The sequence below is a fragment of the Proteus sp. Marseille-Q3619 genome (assembly GCF_965283115.1).
Window position 1 is genome coordinate 1 of record NZ_CBDIMP010000002.1, and the last position, 25709, is coordinate 25709.

31 protein-coding genes are annotated in these 25709 nt (G+C 40.8%); 24 read left to right on the top strand and 7 right to left on the bottom strand.

Annotated elements, in window-relative coordinates; all coding sequences use genetic code 11:
- Positions 1–233: 233 nt before the first annotated feature.
- The 24 genes from ACWPWK_RS18700 (at position 234) to ACWPWK_RS18815 (ending at position 20916) form a co-directional block, all read left to right on the top strand.
- Positions 234–1154: a hypothetical protein gene (locus ACWPWK_RS18700; protein WP_109372831.1), complete on the top strand. Its 921-nt coding sequence runs from the start codon at positions 234–236 to the stop codon at positions 1152–1154.
- A gap of 437 nt (positions 1155–1591) precedes the next feature.
- A complete protein-coding gene (gene terL / locus ACWPWK_RS18705) occupies positions 1592–2989 on the top strand; it encodes a phage terminase large subunit (protein ID WP_109372832.1) in 1398 nt (465 codons plus the stop codon).
- 3 nt (positions 2990–2992) lie between these two features.
- On the top strand, positions 2993–4495 hold the full coding sequence (locus tag ACWPWK_RS18710) for a phage portal protein (protein WP_109372833.1): 1503 nt from the start codon (positions 2993–2995) through the stop codon (positions 4493–4495).
- A gap of 37 nt (positions 4496–4532) precedes the next feature.
- Complete coding sequence (locus tag ACWPWK_RS18715; protein ID WP_109372961.1) at positions 4533–5246, top strand: phage head morphogenesis protein; 714 nt, start codon at positions 4533–4535, stop codon at positions 5244–5246.
- Positions 5243–6505: a DUF2213 domain-containing protein gene (locus ACWPWK_RS18720; RefSeq protein WP_109372834.1), complete on the top strand. Its 1263-nt coding sequence runs from the start codon at positions 5243–5245 to the stop codon at positions 6503–6505. The genes ACWPWK_RS18715 and ACWPWK_RS18720 overlap by 4 nt, the downstream gene beginning before the upstream one ends.
- Positions 6505–7002: a structural cement protein Gp24 gene (locus ACWPWK_RS18725; protein ID WP_109372835.1), complete on the top strand. Its 498-nt coding sequence runs from the start codon at positions 6505–6507 to the stop codon at positions 7000–7002. Before ACWPWK_RS18720 ends, ACWPWK_RS18725 begins: the two co-directional genes overlap by 1 nt.
- Positions 7002–8069 (top strand): major capsid family protein, encoded by a 1068-nt coding sequence (locus tag ACWPWK_RS18730; RefSeq protein WP_109372836.1) that lies wholly within the window; start codon positions 7002–7004, stop codon positions 8067–8069. Before ACWPWK_RS18725 ends, ACWPWK_RS18730 begins: the two co-directional genes overlap by 1 nt.
- A gap of 69 nt (positions 8070–8138) precedes the next feature.
- Complete coding sequence (locus ACWPWK_RS18735; RefSeq protein ID WP_109372837.1) at positions 8139–8480, top strand: hypothetical protein; 342 nt, start codon at positions 8139–8141, stop codon at positions 8478–8480.
- Positions 8481–8482: 2 nt separating this feature from the next.
- The gene (locus tag ACWPWK_RS18740; RefSeq protein WP_080726878.1) at positions 8483–8914 is read left to right on the top strand and encodes a DUF4054 domain-containing protein; all 432 of its coding nucleotides are present in this window, start codon (positions 8483–8485) and stop codon (positions 8912–8914) included.
- Positions 8914–9372 (top strand): hypothetical protein, encoded by a 459-nt coding sequence (locus ACWPWK_RS18745; protein ID WP_109372838.1) that lies wholly within the window; start codon positions 8914–8916, stop codon positions 9370–9372. The genes ACWPWK_RS18740 and ACWPWK_RS18745 overlap by 1 nt, the downstream gene beginning before the upstream one ends.
- Positions 9372–9743, top strand: a complete 372-nt coding sequence (locus ACWPWK_RS18750) for a phage collar protein (protein ID WP_109372839.1) — start codon at positions 9372–9374, stop codon at positions 9741–9743. Before ACWPWK_RS18745 ends, ACWPWK_RS18750 begins: the two co-directional genes overlap by 1 nt.
- Positions 9730–10245 carry a phage gateway protein gene (locus ACWPWK_RS18755; RefSeq protein WP_109372840.1) on the top strand — a complete coding sequence of 172 codons (516 nt, stop codon included), beginning with the start codon at positions 9730–9732 and terminating at the stop codon, positions 10243–10245. The genes ACWPWK_RS18750 and ACWPWK_RS18755 overlap by 14 nt, the downstream gene beginning before the upstream one ends.
- Before the next feature lie 8 nt (positions 10246–10253).
- Positions 10254–11741 (top strand): DUF3383 domain-containing protein, encoded by a 1488-nt coding sequence (locus tag ACWPWK_RS18760; protein WP_109372841.1) that lies wholly within the window; start codon positions 10254–10256, stop codon positions 11739–11741.
- Positions 11742–11751: 10 nt separating this feature from the next.
- Positions 11752–12204 (top strand): phage tail fiber protein, encoded by a 453-nt coding sequence (locus ACWPWK_RS18765; RefSeq protein ID WP_100157941.1) that lies wholly within the window; start codon positions 11752–11754, stop codon positions 12202–12204.
- 39 nt (positions 12205–12243) lie between these two features.
- Positions 12244–12702, top strand: coding sequence for a hypothetical protein (locus ACWPWK_RS18770; protein WP_109372842.1), 459 nt, complete (start codon positions 12244–12246; stop codon positions 12700–12702).
- Positions 12703–12787: 85 nt separating this feature from the next.
- Entirely contained in the window at positions 12788–15046 is a 2259-nt protein-coding gene (locus ACWPWK_RS18775; protein ID WP_109372843.1) for a hypothetical protein, read from the top strand.
- Positions 15043–15570, top strand: coding sequence for a phage baseplate protein (locus ACWPWK_RS18780; protein ID WP_109372844.1), 528 nt, complete (start codon positions 15043–15045; stop codon positions 15568–15570). Before ACWPWK_RS18775 ends, ACWPWK_RS18780 begins: the two co-directional genes overlap by 4 nt.
- A complete protein-coding gene (locus ACWPWK_RS18785) occupies positions 15570–15887 on the top strand; it encodes a phage baseplate plug family protein (RefSeq protein WP_109372845.1) in 318 nt (105 codons plus the stop codon). Before ACWPWK_RS18780 ends, ACWPWK_RS18785 begins: the two co-directional genes overlap by 1 nt.
- Entirely contained in the window at positions 15853–16668 is an 816-nt protein-coding gene (locus tag ACWPWK_RS18790; RefSeq protein WP_109372846.1) for a baseplate hub protein, read from the top strand. The genes ACWPWK_RS18785 and ACWPWK_RS18790 overlap by 35 nt, the downstream gene beginning before the upstream one ends.
- Before the next feature lie 2 nt (positions 16669–16670).
- The gene (locus ACWPWK_RS18795) at positions 16671–17363 is read left to right on the top strand and encodes a Gp138 family membrane-puncturing spike protein (RefSeq protein WP_109372847.1); all 693 of its coding nucleotides are present in this window, start codon (positions 16671–16673) and stop codon (positions 17361–17363) included.
- Positions 17360–17704, top strand: a complete 345-nt coding sequence (locus tag ACWPWK_RS18800) for a hypothetical protein (protein ID WP_109372848.1) — start codon at positions 17360–17362, stop codon at positions 17702–17704. Before ACWPWK_RS18795 ends, ACWPWK_RS18800 begins: the two co-directional genes overlap by 4 nt.
- On the top strand, positions 17697–18884 hold the full coding sequence (locus ACWPWK_RS18805) for a baseplate J/gp47 family protein (protein ID WP_109372849.1): 1188 nt from the start codon (positions 17697–17699) through the stop codon (positions 18882–18884). Before ACWPWK_RS18800 ends, ACWPWK_RS18805 begins: the two co-directional genes overlap by 8 nt.
- Positions 18881–19537, top strand: a complete 657-nt coding sequence (locus tag ACWPWK_RS18810; protein ID WP_049213669.1) for a DUF2612 domain-containing protein — start codon at positions 18881–18883, stop codon at positions 19535–19537. The genes ACWPWK_RS18805 and ACWPWK_RS18810 overlap by 4 nt, the downstream gene beginning before the upstream one ends.
- A gap of 5 nt (positions 19538–19542) precedes the next feature.
- Positions 19543–20916 (top strand): hypothetical protein, encoded by a 1374-nt coding sequence (locus ACWPWK_RS18815; RefSeq protein ID WP_244185040.1) that lies wholly within the window; start codon positions 19543–19545, stop codon positions 20914–20916.
- A 44-nt stretch (positions 20917–20960) separates the two neighbouring features.
- Here ACWPWK_RS18815 and ACWPWK_RS18820 read toward each other — a convergent pair whose 3' ends face one another.
- The 7 genes from ACWPWK_RS18820 to ACWPWK_RS18850 all read right to left on the bottom strand — a co-directional run bounded on the left by ACWPWK_RS18820 (position 20961) and on the right by ACWPWK_RS18850 (position 25682).
- Positions 20961–21359 carry an LbetaH domain-containing protein gene (locus ACWPWK_RS18820; RefSeq protein ID WP_349419700.1) on the bottom strand — a complete coding sequence of 133 codons (399 nt, stop codon included), beginning with the start codon at positions 21357–21359 and terminating at the stop codon, positions 20961–20963.
- A gap of 234 nt (positions 21360–21593) precedes the next feature.
- Positions 21594–21848, bottom strand: coding sequence for a hypothetical protein (locus ACWPWK_RS18825; protein ID WP_109372813.1), 255 nt, complete (start codon positions 21846–21848; stop codon positions 21594–21596).
- A gap of 517 nt (positions 21849–22365) precedes the next feature.
- Complete coding sequence (locus ACWPWK_RS18830; protein ID WP_109372814.1) at positions 22366–23316, bottom strand: hypothetical protein; 951 nt, start codon at positions 23314–23316, stop codon at positions 22366–22368.
- Positions 23317–23499: 183 nt separating this feature from the next.
- Positions 23500–24675, bottom strand: a complete 1176-nt coding sequence (locus ACWPWK_RS18835) for a tyrosine-type recombinase/integrase (RefSeq protein ID WP_109372815.1) — start codon at positions 24673–24675, stop codon at positions 23500–23502.
- 1 nt (position 24676) lies between these two features.
- On the bottom strand, positions 24677–24889 hold the full coding sequence (locus tag ACWPWK_RS18840; protein ID WP_036937941.1) for a hypothetical protein: 213 nt from the start codon (positions 24887–24889) through the stop codon (positions 24677–24679).
- A gap of 414 nt (positions 24890–25303) precedes the next feature.
- Positions 25304–25474, bottom strand: a complete 171-nt coding sequence (locus ACWPWK_RS18845) for a hypothetical protein (protein WP_167392492.1) — start codon at positions 25472–25474, stop codon at positions 25304–25306.
- Between the two features lie 28 nt (positions 25475–25502).
- The gene (locus tag ACWPWK_RS18850) at positions 25503–25682 is read right to left on the bottom strand and encodes a hypothetical protein (RefSeq protein ID WP_049199463.1); all 180 of its coding nucleotides are present in this window, start codon (positions 25680–25682) and stop codon (positions 25503–25505) included.
- Positions 25683–25709 lie beyond the last annotated feature (27 nt).

The following is a 25709-nucleotide window of genomic DNA, read 5'->3' on the forward strand; positions in this document are numbered from 1 at the left end:
TTCCTCAGTGTCCCCTTATCACCTATGTTGTTGAAGTAGGTGTCGATTTTATTATAGCTTGTGGTTTTATTTTGTGGCATAAGAAAACCCAAAGGCTAAAAAATAAACAAAATTAATTAATAACTAACCCTATTTAACATAATGGTTCTTATGGGAATCAAATTATCTGATATAGGCTTTGTTTTTTGTCTCAAATGTTATGACCCGTTTTTTTTACTTTTGTGAGGCTCAATATGGAAAGAAAAAGGCTTTTTGCAGTACTCGACATAGATCATCTGATGGTCGCGTGGGAAGTGGCTATTGGTAGAATATTGGCGACACCAATTGAAGACACAGAAAATAAAACTTACCCAACACCTTCACTCTGGTTCTATAACAATATATCACAGGCAAAAAATGATAATTTCAAAAAAGATTTAGAGTCTGAATTGCAAATTGAAAAAATAAGATCAGAAATATTTCCTGAGAAGCAGTCACGATTATCTGGCGCATTTTTCTTTGAGTCCTATGAAGAAGCTGTTCGTGCATGTAAGTTATGGGAGTGGGAATCTAAAATAGATTATATTTCTGAGATAGATTTTGAACCATCAAGTTACGTAAAGTTAGATTCAAACTGGATAACAAATGAAATAAGAAGCAGCGAAAAAAATGAAAGAAGTGAATTTATAGAAAAGTATTACAGAGGGGAGGTATCAGAACGCCTAGAACCAATTTATGAAATAATATGCACAGGCGTGGGAGATGTAATCAACACTGAGCTAAGAAGGAAAGCTTATGAGAAAATCCTTCAAAGCAAACCTGACGCGTCACTTCTTTTAGCCTTAGCCATCAGTTGTTACGAACTAAAAAAAGAAAAGTACAGGTATTTATTAAGGGTTACGCCATGCATTACGGAAAATAATGATGGGGACATTGAGGGGATGTTCATTATAGATATGAATTTACTAAATAAGAATGAAAGTGAAATTGCAAAAATATCTAAAAGATATATTCATAATAATGGAACTATACTTATCACGCCTAAGCTAAATAAACCATGGTGCAAGTTAAAAATAATAAGACCGATAAACAATGATATTATGTTTTCTTTAGTAGATCTCAGCGATAAATTTTTCACAATGAAAAAAAATGAGTGGGAAAAGATCTCATCTTAATTATTTAGTTTCTATACCATGTAGCACGACTAACACCAATCTCTAACCATGGTTTTTCTTTTGAAATGGAAGAACCATTTAAAACATCTTTTGGTCGACCATTTTTGTTGCTCATTCGACCACCAATAACCGCCATAATTAACCAGACAGAATGATGACAGGATTATGACACCTAATTGAAAGCCTTCTGAGTAGATATCTTAGGACCTGCTCATGAAAGAAAACTTAGTTGATAATAACCCTTTTTAACATAAGGGTGCTTAAGCGTCCCTTCGCTTTTTAACTCAATTAAAAAAGAAAGCCAAACCGATAAAAGCCTAAATCTTCTTCCTGAATTTAGGCTTTTTATTTGTTGCTAATTTGTTATCAGAAACTCACTTTCCATTTCACTGTTATTTTGAGGTGAAAGGGCTATTTATTACATTTTAGGTGTGACTATGGATATCGATTTCAGTTTGTTTGATGAAGAGATCGAAAGGGAGATAGCACGCCGTAGTTTGCATGAATTTATTCAGTATATAAACCCTGAATACATCACAAGCCATTTTTCTCAGACGGTATGTGATGCGCTCGACCAGTTCTTGATTGATATGATGGCAGGTAAGCGCCCTAAATTAATATTAGGGGCACCGCCACAACACGGTAAGTCTGATATTGTTTCTCGCTATCTTCCCGCTTATTTCTTTGGAAAATACCCTAACATGCGTGTGGGTGCACTGTCTTATTCCTCAGATTTAGCCGGTGATATGAATACCGATGTTCAGCGCATTATGATGTCCGATGAATATCGCGTGCTATTTCCTAAAAGTTGGTTAGGCAATAAGCCTGAGAACGGCATTGCAGTTAAACGTAATTCTGATGAGTTTGGCCTTGCCAACCACAAAGGAGGCTATGTTTGTGCGGGAGTAGGTGGCCCATTAACGGGTAAGAAAGTTGACCTCGGTATTATTGATGACCCGATAAAGAACTCAAAAGAAGCGCTTAGCCAGACTGTTAAAAAATCAATTTGGAACTGGTACGTTTCGACCTTTAAGACCCGTTTATCAAAAAATAGCGGTGAAATTATCATGGCCACTCGGTGGGCAACTGATGATTTGTCTGGCCAATTAAAAGAAAAAGCGCCTGAAACCAAGGTGCTTGCATTCCCTGCAATCAATGAACGAGGGGAAGCACTGGTACCAGAGTTACACCCAATTGACAAACTCCTTGAGACAAAAGCAATCATTGGTGATTATTTCTGGTCTGCAATGTACCAACAATCACCTAAGCCGGGTGATGGTCAAATCTTCCACGAAGAATTTGCTCAGTACTACCTACCGAAAGACCTACCTGAAAAATTCGATAAGGTTATCCATAGTTGGGATATGACCTTTAAAGATAGTGACGGTACTGACTATGTGGTGGGGCAGGTATGGGGCAAGAAAGACGCAAATGCTTATTTACTGTATCAAATTCGAAAACGCATGAGCTTTACTGAAACCTTAAAGTCAGTGAAATGGTTGGCTGAAAAATTCCCTGAAGGACGACGTAAGCTGGTGGAAGACAAAGCTAATGGCCCTGCAGTTATTGATTCTCTCAAATCAACCGTATCAGGGCTAATTCCCGTTGAGCCAGATGGTAGTAAAGTTGCTCGTGCTCATGCGTGTACTGCTGAGTGGGAAGCTGGCAACGTGTGGTTACCTCACAAAGATATCGCACCGTGGATTGTGGAAACTGTGGAGGAAATTACCACATTCCCGTTTGCTGGCCATGACGACACAGTGGATGCCATGACTCAAGCATTACGCGATTTATATCAGAAGAAAAAAGGTAGTTTCTTCACAACTAGGAGATGATCTATGTGGTGGCCGTTTAAGAGGCGAAAAACAGAACCACTCGCACCAGTTAAGCGGTCAGCATTCACAACTGACTTATATCCTGCGCTGGCGCGAGAACGAGGCTTTGATGGGATTGATTTACCTCAGCCGGTAATCAATGGTGTCGCGATGGATAGCATTGATAGTTATGTGCCCTCGTTTAAAGGTGAGCAGGTTTACGGTGTGCCAGAGTCACAAGCCTCATGGTATGTCTCACAAATGTTTATTGGTAACAATATGTGTGCGGTTATCGCTAAACATTGGCTGGTGGATAAAGCCTGTAATATGCCCGCGCGTGATGCGATACGTCAGGGTTACGATATTGATTGTGATAACGACGATGATAGAGCTATCAGTAAAAAGCTCCGTAAACGGGATAAAAAATACCGCATTACACATCAGCTTAAAGAGCTGGTTCACTTTGGGCGAGTTTACGGCGGTCGTTTAGCATTATTCGTTGTGGAGACATCAAACCCGAAAGAGTGGTATGAAAACCCGTTTAATATCGATGGCGTGACCAAAGGCATGTACAAGGGGATTAAGCAGATTGATCCACAATGGGTAACACCTGATTTAACGGACGCCAATGTTCAAGATCCTGCCAGCATGGATTTCTACGAGCCAACCTATTATGTGATTGGTGGGCGTAAATATCACAAGTCTCACTTTATTAAGTTTGTGCCATTTCCTGTATCTAACGTGCTTAAGCCAATGTACAACTACTTTGGTGTATCAGTGCCAGAACGTATTTATGAGCGTGTCTATGCTTCAGAACGTACCGCCAATGAAGCGCCACAACTGGCAATGACTAAGCGTTTACTTACGATGGGGATTGCAGACCTTGAGTCGGCAGATAAGAGCATTATCAATGAAAATATGCTCTATTTTATGGAAATGCGCGATAACTACGGTGTGCAAATGACGGGCAGTGGTGACACTGTTCAACAGTTCGATACGTCATTAGCTGATTTAGACGCCACGATTATGACGCAATATCAGTTAGTGGCATCGGCTTCCAATGTACCGGTAACAAAGCTATTAGGCACCACACCGAAAGGCTTTAACTCAACGGGTGAATACGAAGAGTCTAATTACCGCGAAGAGCTTGAGAGCATTCAATCAAACGACCTTGAAGAGCTATTACAGCGCCATTACGACATGCTAATGCGTAGCGATGGTTTACCTGTGACAGAAATCTCTATCACATGGGCACCACTTGATAGTCCAACGGCTGTTGAGAGTGCAGATATTGAACTGAAAGAAGCGCAGACCGATGTGGCATTAGCTTCGACCGGTGCGATAGATGGGTTAGATATACGTAAAAAACTAGCGAGCAATAAAGCGTCCAGCTATTACGGCATTGAAGTGAACGAGGCAGATTATGTCGAGGCGAATACGAGTACGAACGAAGCGAGCGCAGTGGGCAACCTCTCGCCAAGCAGTAATGAAAGGGAAGCCCCTGCAGTATTCAGTAGCGCCCTCTAGTCGTTATCAAGGTGACATGTCACGCCTCATTAATTCAATGATTAAAGACTATGAAAAAGTGTTTAGCGAATTAAATGACGACTTCGATGGCTTTACGATGGATGCCAGCTTTGCCAGTCAAACTCGCATCTGGCTTAACCGGCTAAAACGCAAATGGGATAAGATTTTTAAACAAAAATCCACAGAGATTGCGGATAAGTTTGTATCCCAAGTCGATATAGGCGCAAAGCGTAATTTAGATGATTCTCTTAAACAGTTGTCAGGTGGGATCACCATCAAAACCCCAGATATGCCCGAAGCCCTGAAAGATAAAATCATTGCTTCTACGGCTGAAAACGTAGCACTCATTAAATCCATTCCACTGCAATTTCATCAACGTATTGAAAGTGTTGCCTTACGCTCTATCAGCCAAGGTGGTGAAGGTGCAAAGACGTTATTAGAGGAAATTCGGCAGACCGGCAGTGTGACAGAGAAAAGGGCGAATTTTATCGCTGTTGATCAAACACGAAAAATCACGACAGCAGTGAATTATGAGCGCATGAAATCTGCCGGTATTCGTAAGGCGGTTTGGCATCATTCTGGTGGGAGTGCTGAACCTCGTGAATGGCATATTAAATTGGACGGTGAAGTGTTTGATTTAGATAACCCACCGATTATTGATCCTAAAACGGGAGAACGAGGATTGCCCGGACAATTACCAAACTGTAAGTGTTTCTGGACACCCGTAATAGATTTCGGTGAGGAGACATGAGCAAACGACAATATGATTTAAACGGCTGGCTGGAAGTAAAAGATAACCCCATCTCTAAAGTTGGGGTTTTTGATTATTTAGGGTTTGAAATTGGTGCACCGATACCTGAAAAGATTTACAAGGTGTATCGCCCACAAGAAGAACTGGCCAGCACAGAGACAATTAACTCTTTCAAATTAATGCCCTTTGTTGATGAGCATGAAATGTTAGGGAAAGACGGCACACCAGCAGAGACAAAGGGGATACAAGGGGTCATTGGGGAGCGGGTTTATTTTGAATATCCCTACCTCAGAGGCAATATCAAAATCCTGTCTAATTCAGCGCTTAACCAAATTGATGGGGGAAAAATTGAATTATCTCCGGGTTATCGCTGTATTTACGACTTCACACCAGGCGAATTTAACGGTGAACGTTATGACGCCATACAACGGCATATTAGAGCCAACCATCTTGCGTTAGTCGATGAAGGGCGCACTGGCGCTGATGTTGCTGTGCAAGACCATTCCGTTATTACCATAGACACTAAGGAACTTATTCGCATGAATCCTGAAGATGAAAACAAAGACAAACCAACCACTGATGAAGGTGCCTTTACGCCCGAGCAATTGGAGGCGTTAAAAATCATTATCAAGGAAGCAATCACCAGCGCTAAACCAGCAACAGACGATGAACCGAAAGATAAGGAAAAGTCTTCTACTGATTCAGATCCTGATGAAGAGAAGAAAGCTGAAGATGCTGTGGAAAAAGCCGAAATCGCCACAGAAGAAGCAGAATCTGGTGAACCCGAAGCGGTAGAGAAAGCCGAAGTCGCGATTGAAGAAGCTGTTGAAGCGATTGAAGAAGCCAAAGAGCATCTTGATCAAGCGACTACTGATGGCCTCCATCGCCGTTTAAAACGCTTAAATCGTAGCATTACCGCAATGGATGAAATGGCATCGCTAAAACGTAAAGTTAAACGATTAGAGAAAGCAAAACCGGCAATGGATACGGGGGAGTTACTCAAACAAATCGGTGCGCGTGATGCACTGGCGCATAAATTAACGCCGTTTCTTGGTGTGTTTGACCACTCCGCCATGACTCAACAACAAGTTGCAGAGTACGGCGTTGAAAAACTGGGTATTCAATGCAGTAAGGGAACCGAAGCGATTGCTCTTGATGCATGGATGCAAGGACGTGTACCTGATTCTCAAAAGCCCAGCTCAACAATGGACTCTGCAGTGAGCAATAAAACAATTATGGATAAATGGGGAGCTAAATAATGGCAATTCCTAAATCAGTAGCAGATGGCTTAATTTCTGGTGTTGTCGGTGAAATTAGTCATGCAGGCCCTATTCGCGCTGTTTCAGCCATTCTCAGTTCAACGGATGAAAAGCTGAATATTTTCGGTCGCGCCTATACCTACAAAGATGATTCAGTGGAATCCGTTCAAGTCGGTGGTAAAGGGGCATTTGCGGGGATCATGATTAATCCTAAAGCCTATCGTATCGAAGAACAATTTGCTCGTAATGGCACACAGGGCGAATTCCTGACAATGGGGGAAGTTTTCGTTGAACTAAAAGAAGTGGCAGGAAAAATCAACGCACCGGTTGTGTTCGATGAAGCTGACGGCTCGCTATCTTCTAAAACCACCATTAGTGCCGGTGATCGTGTCATTGGTTTCATCAGCCGACACCTTGAATCCACAGAAAGTGCTCATTTGGGCATTATTCGTTTAACAGAAATCCCATATCCAGCATCTCCAAAGGAAGGTGAATAATGCCAGTCAGTAAAATTAAGTTTCACATGTCTGGTCGTGATGTCAAAAAACATGGCCAACTAAATATTAACCCTGACCAGAAATGGACATACGGAGAATTAGCACAAATCGGCTTTGGTGGTTTTTCTGCGATGGACTCCGCAATTAGCGGTGGTGCAATGCAGGGTGGTTTAATTCAGCGTGAAATGTTGCAACACGTTTTACCGGGTGTCATTCGTACTGCTACGCGCGTGCGTGTGTTAGATGAAATCACGGGTATTATTAATGCTGGTGAGTGGCATGATGAAGAAATCATTCTGAATGTGGCGACACCAACCGGTAAAGCCGAACTTTATGGTGATCATACCAATGTACCATTAGCGTCTTATGCGCAAGACCAAGAGCGCCGTGGTCTTGTCCGTTTCGAATTAGGCTTCCAAGTGGGTAAATTAGAAGAAGCGCGTCAATCTTCTGCTGGCTTTGTTGCGATGGAAGAAAAACGTAATTCAGTGACTGAATCATTAGAGCAAGGTCGTGAGCGCGTGGGTTACTACGGGTTTAATAGCCCTGAAACGCGCGTCTTTGGTTTGATGAATGAGCCTAACTTACCCGCCTATGAAACAGCAAAGGGTAAATGGAAAGGTGGAACATTTGCAGATATTACTGCTGATATTACCGATATGTTCTCGCGTATTGAAACGAGTTCTGGCGGTATTATCAAAGATGATACGCCAATCACCTTAACATTGCCGTTGGGCTTTCGTTCTGCGCTGAATGTGGCTAATCCGGTGGCACGTGGTGAAACAGTCAAACAATGGATAAATGAAAACTATCCAAATATGCGTCTGGTTTTCTCTCCTGAATTTGTTGGCGCAAATGGTGGGGCTGATGTGGCCTATATGTTCGCAGATAGCATTGATGATGGCTCAACGGCAACCAGTGCGGTGATCCTTCAAGTCGTTCCTGCGAAATACCAGTTATTAGGTTCACTCAACCAAATTAAAGGGTATATGGAAGATGCAACCAATGCGACTGCAGGTGTATTTGTGACCCGTCCGTGGGCGGTGACACGCTTAACAGGCATTTAATCTTACCACTTCTCTTTTTGCGCCCTCATTTGAGGGCTTTTTTATATCCAAACAACAGGAGAGTACTCCATGCCTCTTTACGCATATTGCACCTTATCAAATGACCAGAACTACACCGTGAGAGACGGAAAAGTGTTTATTGCTGGTCAAGCGAACGTGATGACTAAACACATGTACACACCGCGTGGCCGTGTGACAGAAATTTCTGATGAGCAATATAAACAGCTCAAAGAAAATCACGTTTTCAATCTTCATTGTGACAATGGCTTTATTACCGTTGAGCATCGTAAAGAAGATCCTGAAAAAGTCGCCACAGATATGGAAGCCAGCGACCAATCAGCTCCTGACACTCCTGAATCGTTAGAGGCTGAAAAGTTAGACGTTCCTAAAACCAACAAAAAAGGTAAGTGATCATGGAGACGAGCACATTTCCTTTAACGTCATTCCGTGTGCTCTATCCGCAGTTTAACGGTGTGGGTGATGATGAAATAGATATCATTGCTCAATCTGCGTTGAACTATTTCTCTGCCTGTAAGGGTGTTTGCACTAACGAGCTGTGGATGCTCGTTGTTGCACACATGCTAACACTCAGAAAAATGATTGCTGATGATGAGTCGCCTACCGGTGTGGTGACGAGTGTGACTATCGATAAGGTAAGCGTGTCATTTACGGCACCGCCTGCCGGTTCGGACTGGTCGCACTGGTTCAAAATGACCACTTTTGGTCAGCAGTTTCTAGCGCTAATTAAGCGTTGTAGCGTACCTCAATACTTCGGTGGTGGCGGTGAGCGTTCTGCCTTTCGTGGTGTAGGAGGGCGGTTTACACGAGGAGGGCGATTACGTTAATGACTAAATTAGCGCAATTAAAAGCGGTTTATGATGAATTGGCTAAAAAGCGATTAAGTGTTGGCTTCTTTGAGCACGCAAAATATCCCGATGGAACACCTATTGCTTATATTGCCTCTATTCAAGAGTTGGGCTATCCCGCTGGTGGCATTCCTCCTCGCCCATTTTTACGACCGACCATGAATGATAAAAAGCAGGATTATAGTCAGTTAATTTTCCGTGCGGTTAAAGCCTCTATTAAGGGCAATATCACGCTGGATAATGGGCTGACTCAAATTGGTGCGACGGTTGCGGGCGATGTGAAAATGGCAATAAAAGCAGTCACAACACCTGCACTGGAGGAGTCAACGGTCAAAGCAAGAGCACGCCGTCACAGCAAAGGGAAAGCCACCGATAAGCCGTTAGTCGATACCGGCCAAATGCTTCAAGCGGTTAGTTTCGCAGTGGAGGATAAATAATGTTTGGTAACTTAAATCGTATTGCTTCACGTTATATTCCACAGCAAAAGGTGCTCTGGTTTCGATTTAAAGAACGGGCACCTGATAAACGAGGGAATGACCAAAATTATTATTATGATCCCGTAGAAGTTCGTGGCAGTTGGCAGTCGGTCGATACCCAAGATGTTCAATCAATGGGATTAGATACGAGCCAAGTGTACCGACGCTTATATACCTCTCATGATATTAAAGCGGTGCAACGAGGAACATCTCCTGATTTTCTTGTATTCAATGGTCGAAAATATGATGTTGTGGGTGATGCAGACTGGTACGAACAAGACGGTTGGAAATCGGTGATCTGTATCGAGGCGGGTACTTATGACGGATTATGAGGTTGATATTGCTATTCGCAAACAACTCTTGTTGCAGTTAAAAGCAGTCGGCATTGAGATCCCCGTTAAAGCCGGTTTTCAATCTACCAAGCAAGGCCGTGAAGATAATATGGTGATGTTCTTTCCCATTAATGAAAACGGCTACGGCTGGCAAGGGCGTAAATATAACGTTCAAGGCAATAAAGCCAATCACCAAGAAAACCAGTTATCCGAAAAAACGTATCAAGTTCAGGCTTTCATTACCCAGTTAGGCCATTATTCAGCGAGTGATATTACCGCGATTGTCAGAATGATCGCCAATTCATTACCGTTTGTTGAAGCTCTCCGCAAACAAGGCATTGGCGTTCAGCGGGCAAGCGGTATTCGAACACCTTATTTTCTGAATGACCAGGGCAACTACGAACAAAACCCCTCATTTGATTTCAATGTGACATTTAATCGCACACTTCATCCTGATACAGACGCCGTGAGTGCGTTGTATCCCGATATCTATCGTATTTAAGGAACGTTATGTCTATCAAACAAACTCGCTATGTCGATATCGCGAGTGCGGTGATTGGCGCGTCTGCTGTACCGATGCGTAAGCTCACGGCTCGTATTTTTTCAACTAACCCTAAAATCCCTGCCGGTAAAGTGCTTGAATTTGCCAGTGGCCAAGTGGATGACTTATTGGGTACTGACTCCCCCGAGGCACATTTTGCGCGTCAGTATTTCAGCTATGTCAGTCCTGCACCAGCAAGTAAACCGAAGGAACTGCAAATTGCCTCTTATGAGCCTGTTGGTCGAGCGCCTACCTTGTTTGGCGAGAAGACAGGAGATTTAGCTGATTTAAAATTAATTAATGACGGTGAACTTAATATCACTATCGGAAAAGTGACAAAAACAATCACAGGAATTGATCTTACTGAAAGTACGTCATACGCGGACGTTGCAACAGCTGTGCAAGCGAAATTAAACGCAGAAAGTGAGCCTCAATTTGCTAGCGCTTATGTCACATTTAATTCACTGGATAGTGCCTTTGTCATTAGCGGTGGCGTACAAGAGCGTGCAGATATTAGTGTGCGTCAATCGGTACTCGCTGATGCAATGAATATTAGCCACGGCACATCATCAGCTGGTAATCCAGCGCAAACCCCGTTACAAGCCTTTATTGCTTCTGAGGCTGTTTCTGACTCTTTTGGTAGTGCAACGTTTTTAACGGAACTCTCATTAGAGCATGCCGTAGAGTTGGCGCAGTACGTGGCAGGTGAAAACGTGAAGTATCAATTGCACTTGTCTGTGACCAATCAAAATGCAGAAGATTTTAGCGGGGCACTGGTGGGTACGGCTTCAACGGGCTTAAACCTGAAAACAGCGGATAATTTTTTTGTTCAAGCGTTACCTATGGCCATTATGTCAGCCACGGATTATGACCGAACCAATGCGACAACAAACTATATGTATCGTCAATTTGGTGTCACGTTCCCATCGCAAATTACGACCGATATCGATGCCGATCGCTTAGATAAATTACGGGTGAATTATTACGGAGAAACGGCCGTATCGGGTTCGCATATCAGTTTCTATCAACGTGGCTTCTTATGTGGTGGGGTTGCCAACCCATTAGATATGAGTGTCCATGCTAATGAGCAATGGTTAAAAGCCTACATCGCGCAACAGTGGTTTAGTTTGTTGATGGCCACACGCGGAGTACCCGCCAATAAAGACGGTGAAGCAAGAGCAATGATGGTGATTGCGGGGGCGGTAACCAAGGGGATTAATAACGGCACTATTCTAGCGGGTAAAACTTTAACCGATGTGCAAAAAATCGCGGTGACAGACGCTTCTGGTGATGATTTGGCATGGCATGATGTACAAAACAAAGGTTATTGGTACAACGCTCAAATTGTCGAAAACACAGGGCCCTCTGATTTACCCGAGTACGTGATGAAATACGTATTGATTTACGGTAAGGGCGATTGGGTTCGTAAAGTCGAAGGCTCTCACAACTTAGTGTAAGGAACACAATATGCATGATGTATCAGCAACCGGCTTGAGTATTGTTATTCAAGCACACAAAACCTTTCCTGCCGGTATTCAAATTACCACCTTCGCTGATGATGCCGATCCATTAGATTTGCCTGCAGTGGACATTGCACAAACAGGAATGGATATCAACGGTAATTTGGTTACATGGTCAACGCCAACACCTCAAACGGTCACCATTAACGTCTTAGCGGGCAGTGAAGAAGACGAAAATCTCGCTATCTTACTGGAATCGAACACCGCACGACGTGGACAACGGCATGCGGGGGATATTATCACTCTGGTCGCTTCGTATGGTGATGGCTCAACAACCACGGCACGCAACGGCAAAATCACCAATGGTAGTCGTGGTAGCTCTGTTGCTAGTGCAGGACGACACAAATCCAAAGCGTATACCTTCGTATTTCAAGACTTCGATCGCACTCGCGCACGTTAATTCTAGGCGGTTATTCCGCCTTTTTTATGGATATCAATCATGTTAATTAAACCGAAAGAAATCACGATCACCGATGCTGATCGTGAAGAGCACACCTTTATCATTAGCCGATTACCGGCAACGATTGGACGTGAAATTCTGGCAAAATACCCTTTATCGAATGCGCCTAAAATTGGCGACTATGAAGTCAGCAAAGAAGCTATGTTAAAGATGATGGCCTATGTTGCTGTCGAAAAAGGGGGGCAAGAGATTTATCTGAAGACCAGCACATTAATTGATAACCATGTGCCCGATGGTGAAGCCCTTATTCGTCTAGAACTGGAAATGTTGAAGTATAACACCAGTTTTTTCGGCAAAGACGGGAGCCAAGGTTTCCTCCAATTCCTGCTCAACAAAATCACCGGTTCACTCCCGTCGATTATAAAAACGCTGATGGCTTCTTTGCCGTCATCATCTCAGCCGGTTTCGCCACACTCACCGAACTCAAAACGTCAATAGATTTAGAAGAGGCGTTTGACCTGTGGGAAATTGCTATTACTAATCGTTATAACGAAGCGCTGGCTTCATCGAAAGGATAAATCATATGGCCTTGCTAGATACATTTGTTCAGGTATTTGAATTCGATACCCGCCAAGCTGATGATGCGTTTAATCGAGTGAGCAAATCGACTGATGACATTATTGCTGAGATGAAAAAGGCGCAACAATCCGCAACTATCGGTGCGGATGGATTTACGCAATTTATTCAAAATCTATCCGCACAATTGACAGCGCTATCATCAAATTCAGTTGATATTCATGTTAATGGTGATGCATCCAATGCCTCTGATGCCATCATTTCAGAAATTAAACGGATCACTGAAGAAGCGGAGGGGAATTCTGAAGACATTGATAATATTGTTCAAAATATTATTGATAGTTTAGGTAATGTATCTAACGAACATACTGAGATAAATATTGATAGTGATACTGCTCAAGCTGAGTTAAGCGCATACATAGAAAAAATGAAAGATTATCTTGAGTATGCGAAGTTACTTTTACAGTCTAATGCTCTCTCATCAGAAAGTAATAAAAAACTATCGGAAGGCATTGTATTACTCGAACGTAATATTCAGAGAGCAGAGCAGTCAATCAATGATCAAATTGCCACGAATAATTCGGCATCTAGAGAAACGGAACGACTGACGAGGCGAAATAATGAATTAGCTGAGTCAGCCGATGAGGTTGCAGATAATTATGGTAAGGCTACCTCGTCGTTAGCTGGTTTTCTCGGTCGAATGGCAGGGATGGTTGGGATTGGTTTAACGGTAGGGGGAATTGCGTCATTTATTCAAACAACAGCAGAAGAAGTGAATACGCTTTCTCAATCCGCAGAAGCCTTAGAACTTCCTGTTGAAGATGTTGATGCTTTTGGCAAAGTCATAACCTCAATGGGAGGAGATGCTCAAGGCGCTCGTGACTCATTGATGGATATGTCTGAAAGTATTGGTGAAGCATTACAAGATACTTCATCAGGGAAAGCAGATGTTTTCAAAAGTTTAAATATCTCATTAAAAGATATGAAAGGCGAATCTATTGGCGCAATGGAGGGCATATATCGCTTGTCTGATGCTGTACAAGGGATGAGTAAAGAAGAAGCTATATTTCGAATTAAAGAAGTGGGAATAACAGACAATAAAATTGTTGAATCCATTCTTAAAGGGCGAAAAGAACTCGAGGCGTTGACTAAAAAGCAAAAGGAAAATGGCGTTGTTACAAAGGAACTTGCATTACAATCCCAAAAATATAAGGAAGTGACTGGAGGATTAAAAACCGTATTCAGTAGTGTCATGATGAGTATTATGAATAGTGCGTTACCAGCGTTAACTAAAGTCCTTTCTTGGGTGCAAACCTTTGTCAAATTTTGCCAAGAAAACAAAAACATTGTAGTAGGCTTCTTTACTGCTGTTGCAACTATCTTGATGGGGAAATACATACATGCCATGAAGTTGGCCAGTATTAGCACATGGACAACACTTTTCCCTATTATTGCCATCATCGCCGTTATTGCACTATTAGCGGCAGCTTTTGCAATTGTTTATGACGACATTATGAATTTCATTGACGGCAATGATTCAATGATAGGTCGTATTCTTGAAAAATATCCACGATTAAAAATAGTTATTCTTGCATTATGGGAAACATTCAAAAAACTGTTTGAATATCTAAAGGTTATCGTTGGGGTTGTGGCGGATATTGTTGTCGCTGGTTGGAATTTAATGGCATCAGGCTTAAAAGCTTATGTTAAGTTTCTTATCAATTGTATTTCAGTCATTGCAGGATGGGGGAAGTCATTTGCAGGTGTTTTTACTACGGTGACTGATGCAATAGTCGATGCATTCAATTGGATGTGGAAGCAGGTTGAAAAAATATTAGGTTGGGTAACTAAGGGGATTGATAGCGTAAAAGGTGTTTGGGAATCGGCTAAAAACTTGTTTAGCAGTGACGATGAGGACGAAGTCACTGTAACTCAAAAAGTAGAAAGAAAGCTAACTGATGATGGAAAACTGGAATATACCATTCCTGAAGATAATCAGGGATCAGAACAATTTTCAACGAGACAATCTATTGCTCAAGCCAATGCACAGTTAGATGCGATTGCCAATAATGCGATGAATCCTATAACGAGCCAAGCCATCAGTAATCGATCCAGTGTGAAGAATGAAAGTAACGTAAGCATTGGAGAAATTAAGGTTGAAACTCAAGCCACAGATGCGCAGGGTATGGCATCGGGCGTAAAGGATGCATTGCAAGATCAACTAGCCGATTTCAATCAGCAAAACTCAACGGGAGTAGCAAAATGATAACAGAGGTCAAAATATTTGATTTAGAGTCGTTTTCTACACTGTTTGATAGTGTGAGTCCTATTCAAATTAATGTGAGAGATGAGCATAAAGCGACACAATTTCAAGTTGAAAGTGGTGAAACACGTAGTGATCATGTGATTATTAATCCCATCGAAATTGGCATGGATTTAGTGCTAACAGGGGAAATAAAAAATATTTTCTCATCGATGCAACAAGTTTTTGATGAACACAAACTTGTTGGTATTCAAACCCGAGTAAAAACCTATCAGCCGATGTTATTGACGGGTTTTAATCATGATGAAATCCCCGACATGATAGATGCGATAAAACTATCGCTACGGTTTATTGAGTGGCAAACTGTTGAGCCTGAATACGGAGATTTACCGCCTCGATCTACACAAAAGCCTGCTCAGTCATCAACCGTAAATCGGGGAAATGTGCAAACAAAAGAAGCCGATACTGAGACTAAAAAGAAAGGTTCAGTCGCAACACGTATCGCAGATGGTGATTGGAGCTTCTAATGAAAGTCATACCCTTAAAAGCCATTCCTAATCAACGCTTATCTGTCAATTTAGACGGTGCTAATTGGACGCTAACAATAAAAGCTGGTCGCCATGTGATGTATCTCGATATTGAACGAGAAAGTAAGGTTATCGCAGTGGGCATGCGTGCGGTGGCAAACACACCTATTATTCCTTATCGCTATCTGACTGATGGCACGAATTTAGCATTTATAACAGAAAATGATGATCTGCCCTGGTATGAATCATTTGATAGAACTCAATCATTAATTATTTGGAGTGATGATGGACTTACGACGAATACGGGTGGGGATTGAAGTTGCAGAACGACTGCAGTGGTATGAAGGATTACGAATTAAAGCTAACGGCACCAAGTACGCAAACCCCTTACAAAATGAATGCACAATTAGTATTGATGGATTAAACGCCCATACTCGAGATTACCTTCTCACTGAAACCAGCCCTTATCATAAAAGTAAACAAACTCGCCGTCTTTACCTCGAGGTAGGGCGAATTAATACGGGATTATTTCGTATCTTTACCGGTGATATTGTCAGTGCAGAAATTGCCTCGCCTCCCGATGTAACGCTAACTATTAAAGCCAAAACTAATAATGCCAATTCAGGTGATATTGTTTCTTCCAGTGGTGGTGCCATGCAGAAAATGAGCGAGATCGCTTCATCGGTGGCGAAGGATTGCAAGGTTAGATTGGACTTTCAAGCTACCGATAAAAATATTGCCAATTGGTATTTTTGCGGTTCAGCATTACAGCAAGTACAACGACTGCAGGAAGCAGGAAACGTTAAAGCCTTTATTGATGATGATACGTTGTTTGTCAAAGATGATAACCAAGCCTTAAAAGGTCGTCTGCGCATTCTCAGCATGAAATCAGGCATGGTGGGTATACCCAAAGCCACCGAAAAAGGGTTGTCCGTTACCTACTTAATTGATGGCGCTTCAGAGCTAGGGGGGATGCTACGACTCGAGAGTAAATTTAATTCCGCACTTAATGGTGACTATATCATTGAACAACTGAAATTCGATGTTGCTTCACATGATGATCCTTTCTTTTATCAGGCTACCTGTAAACGAGCATAACCATGAATAAACCCAATACTGATATTGCCAGTGATGGTTCGCTGGCAGGTGCGCTATCGTCTGCATTTCGTAACCTGATGATGAATACAGAGGACATGCTCCCAGCAACAGTAGTCAGTTATGACGATAAAACTAATCGTGCTGTTATCAAACCACTGGTGATGATGGTAACAACTGAAGGGGGAACAGTCGGGCGAGCACCATTGGCTAACATTCCCGTTTTTAGATTTGGCGGAGGTGGTTTCTTTATTCGCGCACCGATTAAGCCGGGTGATTTTGGTTGGATAAAAGCCAATGACAGAGATATTAGCCTGATATTTCAGCGTGGAGGATTGGAGGATCAACCTAATACCGCACGCCTCCATTCATTTAGTGACGCAATGTTTTTCCCTGACACCATCAAAGGATGGGCGATTGATGGAAAGAACATTGATGCCTTGGTGATCCAATCAATGGATGGTTCAGTTTGTTTCTCTCTGCATAACGATAAAGTGGTGCTGGAAACCCCTAAGTATGAAGTCAATGCCCCTGAAACGATATTTACTGGCAACGTCACAGTGAACGGTAATTACGCGGTAAATGGTAATAGTGATTCTCAAGGGGGAACCATGCGACATAACGGAAAAGATATCGGTTCTACGCATCAACATAGCGGTGTTGAGACCGGTCATGGAAATACAGGAGCGCCTTTGTGAGAACATTTTCAATTGATAAAAATAATGATCTTTTTATTGGCCCTGATGGAAATCTACAATTCAGCGAAAAAGATGAAGCGGTTAAAAACCTTTGTCAGCATTTTGCAAAAGCGGTTCGTGGTGAAATGTTACATAAAAAAGATAAAGGTATTCCGTTCTGGCCAACAACCTTTGGTCGCCAAACTGATATCCCGATGTTTGAAACGGCGTTTAGACAACGTATGAGCGAAATTGCAGAGGTGGTTGAAGTGACTCATTTTAGCGCCATAGTGGAAAACGGTGAATTGAAGTACCAAGCGACAATTCGCACGATATACGGAGGGTTTACATTGAATGGCTGATTATCGTTATATTAATAATAAAGGCGTTATTCTTCCCGACACGGTTACAATACGTGATGAAGTTGAAAGTGAGTTTCGTGCGGTGTTTGGTCAATCGATTAATCTTGCCCCTGAAACACCACAAGGGGCATTGGCGACGATGGAAGTTGAAAATCGTGATGCAATGGTGAGAAACAATGCCGAGTTAGCAAATCAAATCAATCCCGATATTGCTGGTGGTGTTTTTCTTGATGCAATATGGGCGCTAATGGGTGGCCAACGCATTAATGCCACTCACTCTTATCTTTCCAGCGTTGAATTTAGTGGCGTACCCGGCACCATTATTCCTAAAGGCTCATTAGCGTCTAGTGTTGCTGGTGCCATGTTCGAAACAGTTTCACCCTTGATTATTAATAATACTGGCAAAGCAACAGGGGATATGAGGGCGGTTGAATATGGTCCTGTTGAATGCGGTGCCGGCCAACTTAATTCTGTGGCTAGCTCGGTATTAGGTTGGGAGAAAGTCAATAATCCCACTCATGCGGTTGTTGGCCGTTATGCTGAATCTGATATCAAAGCAAGGCGACGACGTAAGCAAACACTGGCTAAAAATACCGTCAGTGTTGCAGAAGCGATCACTTCTTCACTGTATGAGCTAGAGGGTGTTAACTCACTTTCTTTTCGTGAGAACTACACTGATGCAGTACTCACTATTGATGGTATCTCTCTTTTGCCTCATAGCATTTACGTTTGTGTTGAAGGGGGCGACAGTAATGAAATTGCTAAATCATTGCTGAGAACCAAAACCATTGGATCGGCTTTTAATGGTGAGATTGAAATTGGTGTTGTAGAGCCTGTGAGTGGACAAGAATACAAAGTGAAATTTTCACGGCCTAAAGAGGTTACCATTTTTTGTCGAGTGACCGTTAAAAAATCAGCCGTTGATGCGCAAACTATCATCCCTAGTGCTATTGAACAATGGACGCGTGGAGAGCTGGACGGCGATAACGGTTTGATTGTTGGGCGTGAAGTATCGCCTTTTGAGATAGCTTCAGCGGTAAATACTGTTGAACCTCGCTTATTTGTCACTAAAGTTGAATTGTCACTGGACGGGAAAGTATGGAATGTTGCGTTAATTCCGATTGCCATTAATCAAATCGCACGCTTGCAACGGGGTGCTGTGCAAGTGGTGATTGTATGAACGTTCAACAATTTGAGTTCCATTCAGACCTATTAAAAGCGATCCTCTGGCAGTATGAAGATGCAGAGAATTTAAAGAAACTCGCCAGTTTTAAAGCCTCTCATTTTGAAAAGTCGATGGTGTCATTTTGGCAAAACTGGTACCGAGATGTGTTTAATATCGATACCGCGAATGACTTTGGGTTGTCGATTTGGTCACGTATTCTGGATGTGCCGTTAGGTATTGATATTCCACCGAGCGATAAAAATAAAGTTGGGTTTGGTTTTGGCAAAAAGAAAGCCAATTTTAAATCTAACTTCCGACGTAATGCGGATTACACCTTGTCACTGACTGTTGATCAAAAACGCATGTTAGTACGAATGCGCTATTTTAATCTGACACAAAGCCCCACGGTCACCAATATTAATGAATTTTTAAAACGTTTCTTTTGGCGTGATGACAGCAAAGTTTTTGTCCTTGATCCGCTAGACATGACTTATATGTATTACGTCTTTAACTTCAACCCTGACGAACGTCTACGTGTTCTTCTCGAAAACTTTGACTTAATGCCACGTCCTTCGGGTGTTGGCGTCAAATATCGCATTGTGACCAAAAAAGCCTTTGGTGTTGGTCAGCATCGTAAAAACTTCTTAGGCAGTAACTTCGGAGCATAATTCCTATGACAACTATTTTTAAAACCCCCTTTGCAACACAAGGGGATAAGGCTTCTATTCCCGTAGAAATCCAATCAGATGGCTCTGTGTCTTATACACAAGGCTATGGTTACGACTATGAACGTGACCAAGTGACAGATCCTGCTGCGAAAGATATTGAACGTGAAAAAATGAACGGGATATTTCACGATATCACAGAAGCGATTGGCGAAATTCAGCTATTTGGTTTTCCAAAATGGGATGAAGCCGGTAAGCCGTATGCGATACGGGCTATTGTGTATCATAAAAATAAAGCCTGGCAGTCTAAAGTTGAGAATAACAATATTGAGCCAGTTGCCGGCAATGCATGGACAGAGTTAAAAGCCGATGCCACAGCAGGTGATGTAGGTGCTTATTCTAAAACAGAATCAGATCAACGTTTTCAACCATTAGGTAACTACGCGCCATCCGGTTACAGCTACTCAAAGGCAGAAACTGACACCAAGTATCAGCCAAAAGGGAATTATGCGCCTGCGGGGAACTATGCCAATAAAGGGGATAGTTACACAAAAACGGAAAGCGATGGACGATATCAAGCGAAAGGAAGTTACCAACCATCAGGCGATTATGCGACAAATTCAGCGTTAAATAGTGGGCTTAATAATAAGTTTGATAAGAGTAATGTAGCTCAAGGTACGGGAACATCAACGGTTCATGTGATGAGCCAGAAAGCCTCTACGGATGCTTTTCAGCCTAAAGGAAGTTATCAACCTTCAGGCAATTATGCATTAGCTGGTACTTCATATACGAAGACCGAATCGGATGGTCGATATCAAGCTAAAGGGAGCTATGCGACAGCTGGAAGTAGCTATACAAAAGCAGAAAGTGATGGACGTTATCAAAGCAAAGGGAATTACCAACCAGCGGGTAATTATGCATTAGTAGGAGCATCTTATACTAAGGCGGAGTCTGACAGTAAATATCAACCAAAAGGGAGCTATCAAGCATCCGGTTACAGTTATTCAAAAGCAGAAACTGATAATAAATATCAGCCAAAAGGAAGCTATGCAACAGCTGGAAGTAGCTACACAAAAGCTGAGAGCGATAGTCGGTATTCTAAGCCTACTCGCAATAGCATGCAAAAATTTAGCTGGCCTAATAATGGTGCATCACCAATCAATTTCGGACGTAATTGCTCAGGTAAGTTATGTATTATTGAGTTTAATGATGGAGGGAATATGGTTAAATCAACACCTTTTATTATACCTCAAGATACAATAAGTTGGATGCATGTAGTGGTTGGTGGAGCAGGTGAATTAAGATTTAATATTAGCCCAACAAAGATAGAAAAAGTTCAAACTTGGTATCATGATGTTGTAGCTGTTTATGTAGAACAGTGATTAACATAGACACCATTATTTGTAATATGATGGTGTCTACAGTGTTATTTTATATTTGATATTATTATTTTATTTTCTTTCTTTGTATAACAAACACAATTATCTGGAATATCTTTATTAATAAAAGACATGGCACCAATAATAACGTTATTTCCAATAGTTAAATTATCTCCAATAATGCAAGAGTTAGCGCCAATTTCAACATTATCACCAATTTTTATAAATTGTTTTTCTGATGTTTTATTATGAATTCTAGAGCCAGATGTTCCTATGGTTGTGTTTTGGCGTATGTGAAAATTAGCGCCAATAATGGATATCCTATTTATAACAATACCAATGAGGTGAGGGCTGGTAAATCCGGGCGCAATCTTTGTGCCTAATTCAATATCAGCTCCATATTTACTGGTTAGCTTATGGTTTATATATTCGGAGAAACGTTTCATTCTTAGGCTTTTTTTATGGTAAAAATAATTGGCTATTCTCCACCAAAAATGAAGCGACGATCAGGGTAGCTATAAGCTCTTAGTAAAGTTCTCCTCCATGAAAATTTTTTATTATTAGAGTTTATTACTTCAACATATAAACAGTGTTTTAAATATTCATAACTAGCGTAATCGTAACTATCCATTGCTGTATTCCAAAATAAATTTTTATATAAATTAATTGTATTTATGTTCTTAAGAGTTATGTACAGTATTTTTACTATATAAAAATCGCTCCAATTGCTCAAGCAAATCACTAGCCACATCCTCCGTCATATAGGTTCTCATCGGTTCTCGTCTAATGTTCTTCATTTCAAATGTATTTTCATCAAACCTTGGATCAGAAAAGATAATGTCCATAAACAGATAACCATAAGGGTTGTCTGCAGATAAGCGAGCTTCTTCTAATTGAGCAATATATTCAGCATTATTGATTTCTAGTTTAATCATGATATCACCTATTTTACTGTGTTTTTGTACAGTAATTTATATAAGGTAACGAATAGAATAGCAAGGAGAAAAGGGCAATTTTATGAGCTAAAGAAAGGGTGATTTTGAGAGATGATTTGTCGTCGTTTTACCAGAGTTTTACCAGAGTTTTACCAGTGACAAATTCTAGACATAAAAAAACCAACCATAAGCGGTTGGTTTTTCTAAGGAATTTTGGTCGGCATGATAGGATTTGAACCTACGACCCCTGACACCCCATGAAACTGATTTTAAGTTACCTAACACTTTGATTATAAATATAAATAATGCATTTATATGTGATTGCATACAGTGCTAGATATACAAAACATGCATTATAAGAATCAATGAGTTAAAGGGAGTTTTACCACTATGTTTATGTATGTTAGCTTAGATTTGAGCTAATAGGTTTCGTAAGTAGAATATAACCAAATATGATCGTCTGTTTTGAGCGAGAAGCAGACATGATTAAACTATAGTAAGAAAATATATTACTTTATTAATCATCTTCCTCCCATATTTCACGTGGTTTGGTTTTCTGTTCATCTAAACAGAATGCGCAAATATACATTTTTTTACCTCGGTGGTACTGAACTGTTTCCAAAGCCCTATCTAGATGTTTACTATCAAAATTCCATCCTTTCTCCATAACTGAAACACACTTCCTGCAGTAAAAACTTTCTTTAGGGTTACTATCTTCAGTATCATTTTTCGTATACCCAAACAATTCTCTCACCGACTCTTTTGAGCAAACAGATATAGCGGAAGTAAACTCATAATGAGTTTGAAGCATGGACCATACAATACCTGAAAATTCTTCATCCTCTTTTATGTCTATATTACTACCAGAGGCATGAGTTGCTCTATAATTATATCTATGCCATATCCAATGTGCAGATTCGGTGTTGAGGTAGTTGTGAGCACGTACAATAGCGGTGAATATTAGGTCAGGCATGATATCTGTTGTTTTGTCAACCGAATGCATAAAACGATTTCTTAAAGTACGCATATCGTTGAACCAAGTAGTAAATTGGTCGGGTAATACTTTAGAAGAGAATGTATTGTGTACCTTAATTAAATCTTGAGAATCTAAAGTACGAAACGCTGAAAATGAAATATTACCATCACGATCAGATTTGGGGGGATTACGAGTTGCATTAGTAATAAGAAGGTAAGGAGATATTTCAACAATTAGTCCTTTTAATCTGAACTCGATAGATTGAAGTATCAAATTAAAAGCAGTAATTAACTTAGGTCGAGCAAACGCCCAATAATGGTCAAGATTTCTTATATCTGATCCTAAAAAATATTCAGGTTCTTTATAAAACCTCCTCCATATGTCGAATTCGTCAAAGTTATAAGCTAAATCAGTAACCTTTTCCCAAGCTTCATTTACTATATGATCAGCCATTGTATAAAAATCATTCTTAGTAGGAATGTCTATTATCATTATCACTTAACCTAAATCTCATGATTGTCATATATAAGCATATGATATTAAGTTTCTAATTTGATCCAAGTTAACCCACATGGCATGATATAAGCTATGTTTGCTTATGGCACATAGTAGTCTATCAAATTAGAATCGACTCTGTATCATACCTGTATTAGCTCAAATCTGAACTAATACAATTTATGCTATCTCACAATGTGGCACTTCAACCCATTGTACATGGTTTTCAGTATAAATTTTTGTCGACTCTGCATCACTATGAGCCATTCGAGCTTGAGGATCAAAACCACGTTGTTTAAACATAAAGGCCGCCAATGCCCTTATTTCATGAAAGGTAGGTCTTTCATCTAAAGGCAAATGACTGGCAACGCCTACTTGATCACGCAATGCTGAAAATGCACGGCTAAGGTAATCAGGTGCAACTTGTGTTGGATGATTAACTTCTTTACTCATCTTATTTGGAATACGAGTAGGTAGTCTATGCACAATATAAGGGCTTGCCACATTGTCACGGCTATTATCGATGATTTCCTTAAGCGCTTTACCTATGGGGATCGCAATATGAGATGCCTCTTTATGTTGCACTTTTTGTCTGTGAATATAAATCATCCCGTATATTCCATTTAAAGGTTCCTCATACCATAAGCATCCACAGATGCCTTCTTTTGGGGCTTTGATATTATATTTTATGCGTGATACTTCAAGCCTTGCTTGTGTTGTTTGTAATGCCAGATCCATTGCTGTTCTTAACCAAGGTTCTGCAGATGCTCGAATTTTAAGAAAATCATCATAAGATAATCTTCTACGTTTTTTCCCATCGACTCTTTTCATTTTCTTACGTTCAGCGGGATTATCAAACATAAGAGATTCATCCATTGCGTAACTAAAAATTTTCTTTAGAAAGCTTACCTTACGATTTTGTACATTAGCAGAAGCATCGGCATGATATTCATTAATATAGCCATTTACATGTTCCAGTGAGATTTCATTCGCGGGGATATCTTTAAAAAAGATCTTAATTCTTTCTAAGTCATTAACCCAGTTACTAAGTGTACTGTCTGATGGTTTCTCATCATTAGTGATCCGCAAAAATAACTTATCTAAATGTTCTGAAAGAGGGAGGGCTTCTCCATATTGTCCTCCCGAGTCAATAATTAATGAATTAACAGAAACAGATTTTTCTGGTCGCATAATATTGTTGTATTCTCTGGCTATTGCGATAGCTTTTGCTTTATCAGCACCAATGCATTTTCGAATACCATTAGTCAGCGTTAAGCGATACTGTTTTTTGGATGAATCGTAATACAGAAAGTCAGGTAGATGCCTAAATTCCTTTCTTCTTGGTCTACTGGCCATATCACGAAGCCCTTATTAACTCATCGACACATGAAGAAATAACGGACTCGATACCCCAACGTTCGGATGAATATACCCAAACAGAACAATCAACGATTTTGCCTTTTAATAAGCCAGTTTCTACCCATTTTTTTATGGTTCTATTATCTGGAATAGAACCTATTTCAAATTCTCGTTTAGCCCACGCACTAGCTTTCATCAGTTTTCCGCTCATTTTGGTCTTGCCTCATCATTAATAAAATAAGTCGGTCTGCTGTATCACAGGAGTGTTTGATTTCAGCGTCAGTGCATGGTCTATTTCTTACACTGAACGCTAACCGACCTAATTTAATATCAAAACTTGTTAATAATTGGTTCCCTGGTTTCCAAGGTGTTAATAATTTCATGGTGGTCATCCATTGGTCTTGAATAAACCACCATGCTAATAACAACGAAAAGTAAAAACTGATTATGCTTAATCAACTTTTTACCCGAATAATTTCCTCCACTGGATAGCACTCTGCAATTTTCCCTTTGGTCGCGAGTAATTCCTTATCAATTAAACAATTTTGTTCATCAGGATAAATATAACCGTAGGGTTCAAACTGACAATTCACCGAGCTACATATCAAAAGGAATAAACCAAACATTATTGTTTACTCCTTTGTTGCTCAGCAGGAGTGGGTTGAAGTTCAATTTTGACGTGTGCTGGAAAGTCGTATGAAACATGGCAACGTCTATCTGTTGAAACAAAGCCATGTGTACCATCAGGTAATGTGATCTTTACGGCTTGGTCTTTTTGTTGAGAGTGTCTTAGCATTGGTCTTGCCTCTTTGTGACATGTCACGCTAATGAATGATAGCTGTATTTATAGGATGCCCCAGTTGTAGCAATAACGCTTTCTGCATTGATGAAAGTGCTTGCTGTTCTTGCTCGGTGACATTTTTTGTTGATGCCGTAGACCATTCGATACTGCATTTATTTGTCGTTTCATCATGAGTGATGACAACTTCTAACTTCATGGCCATAACGTTTATCTCCTGATAATGCGCCCA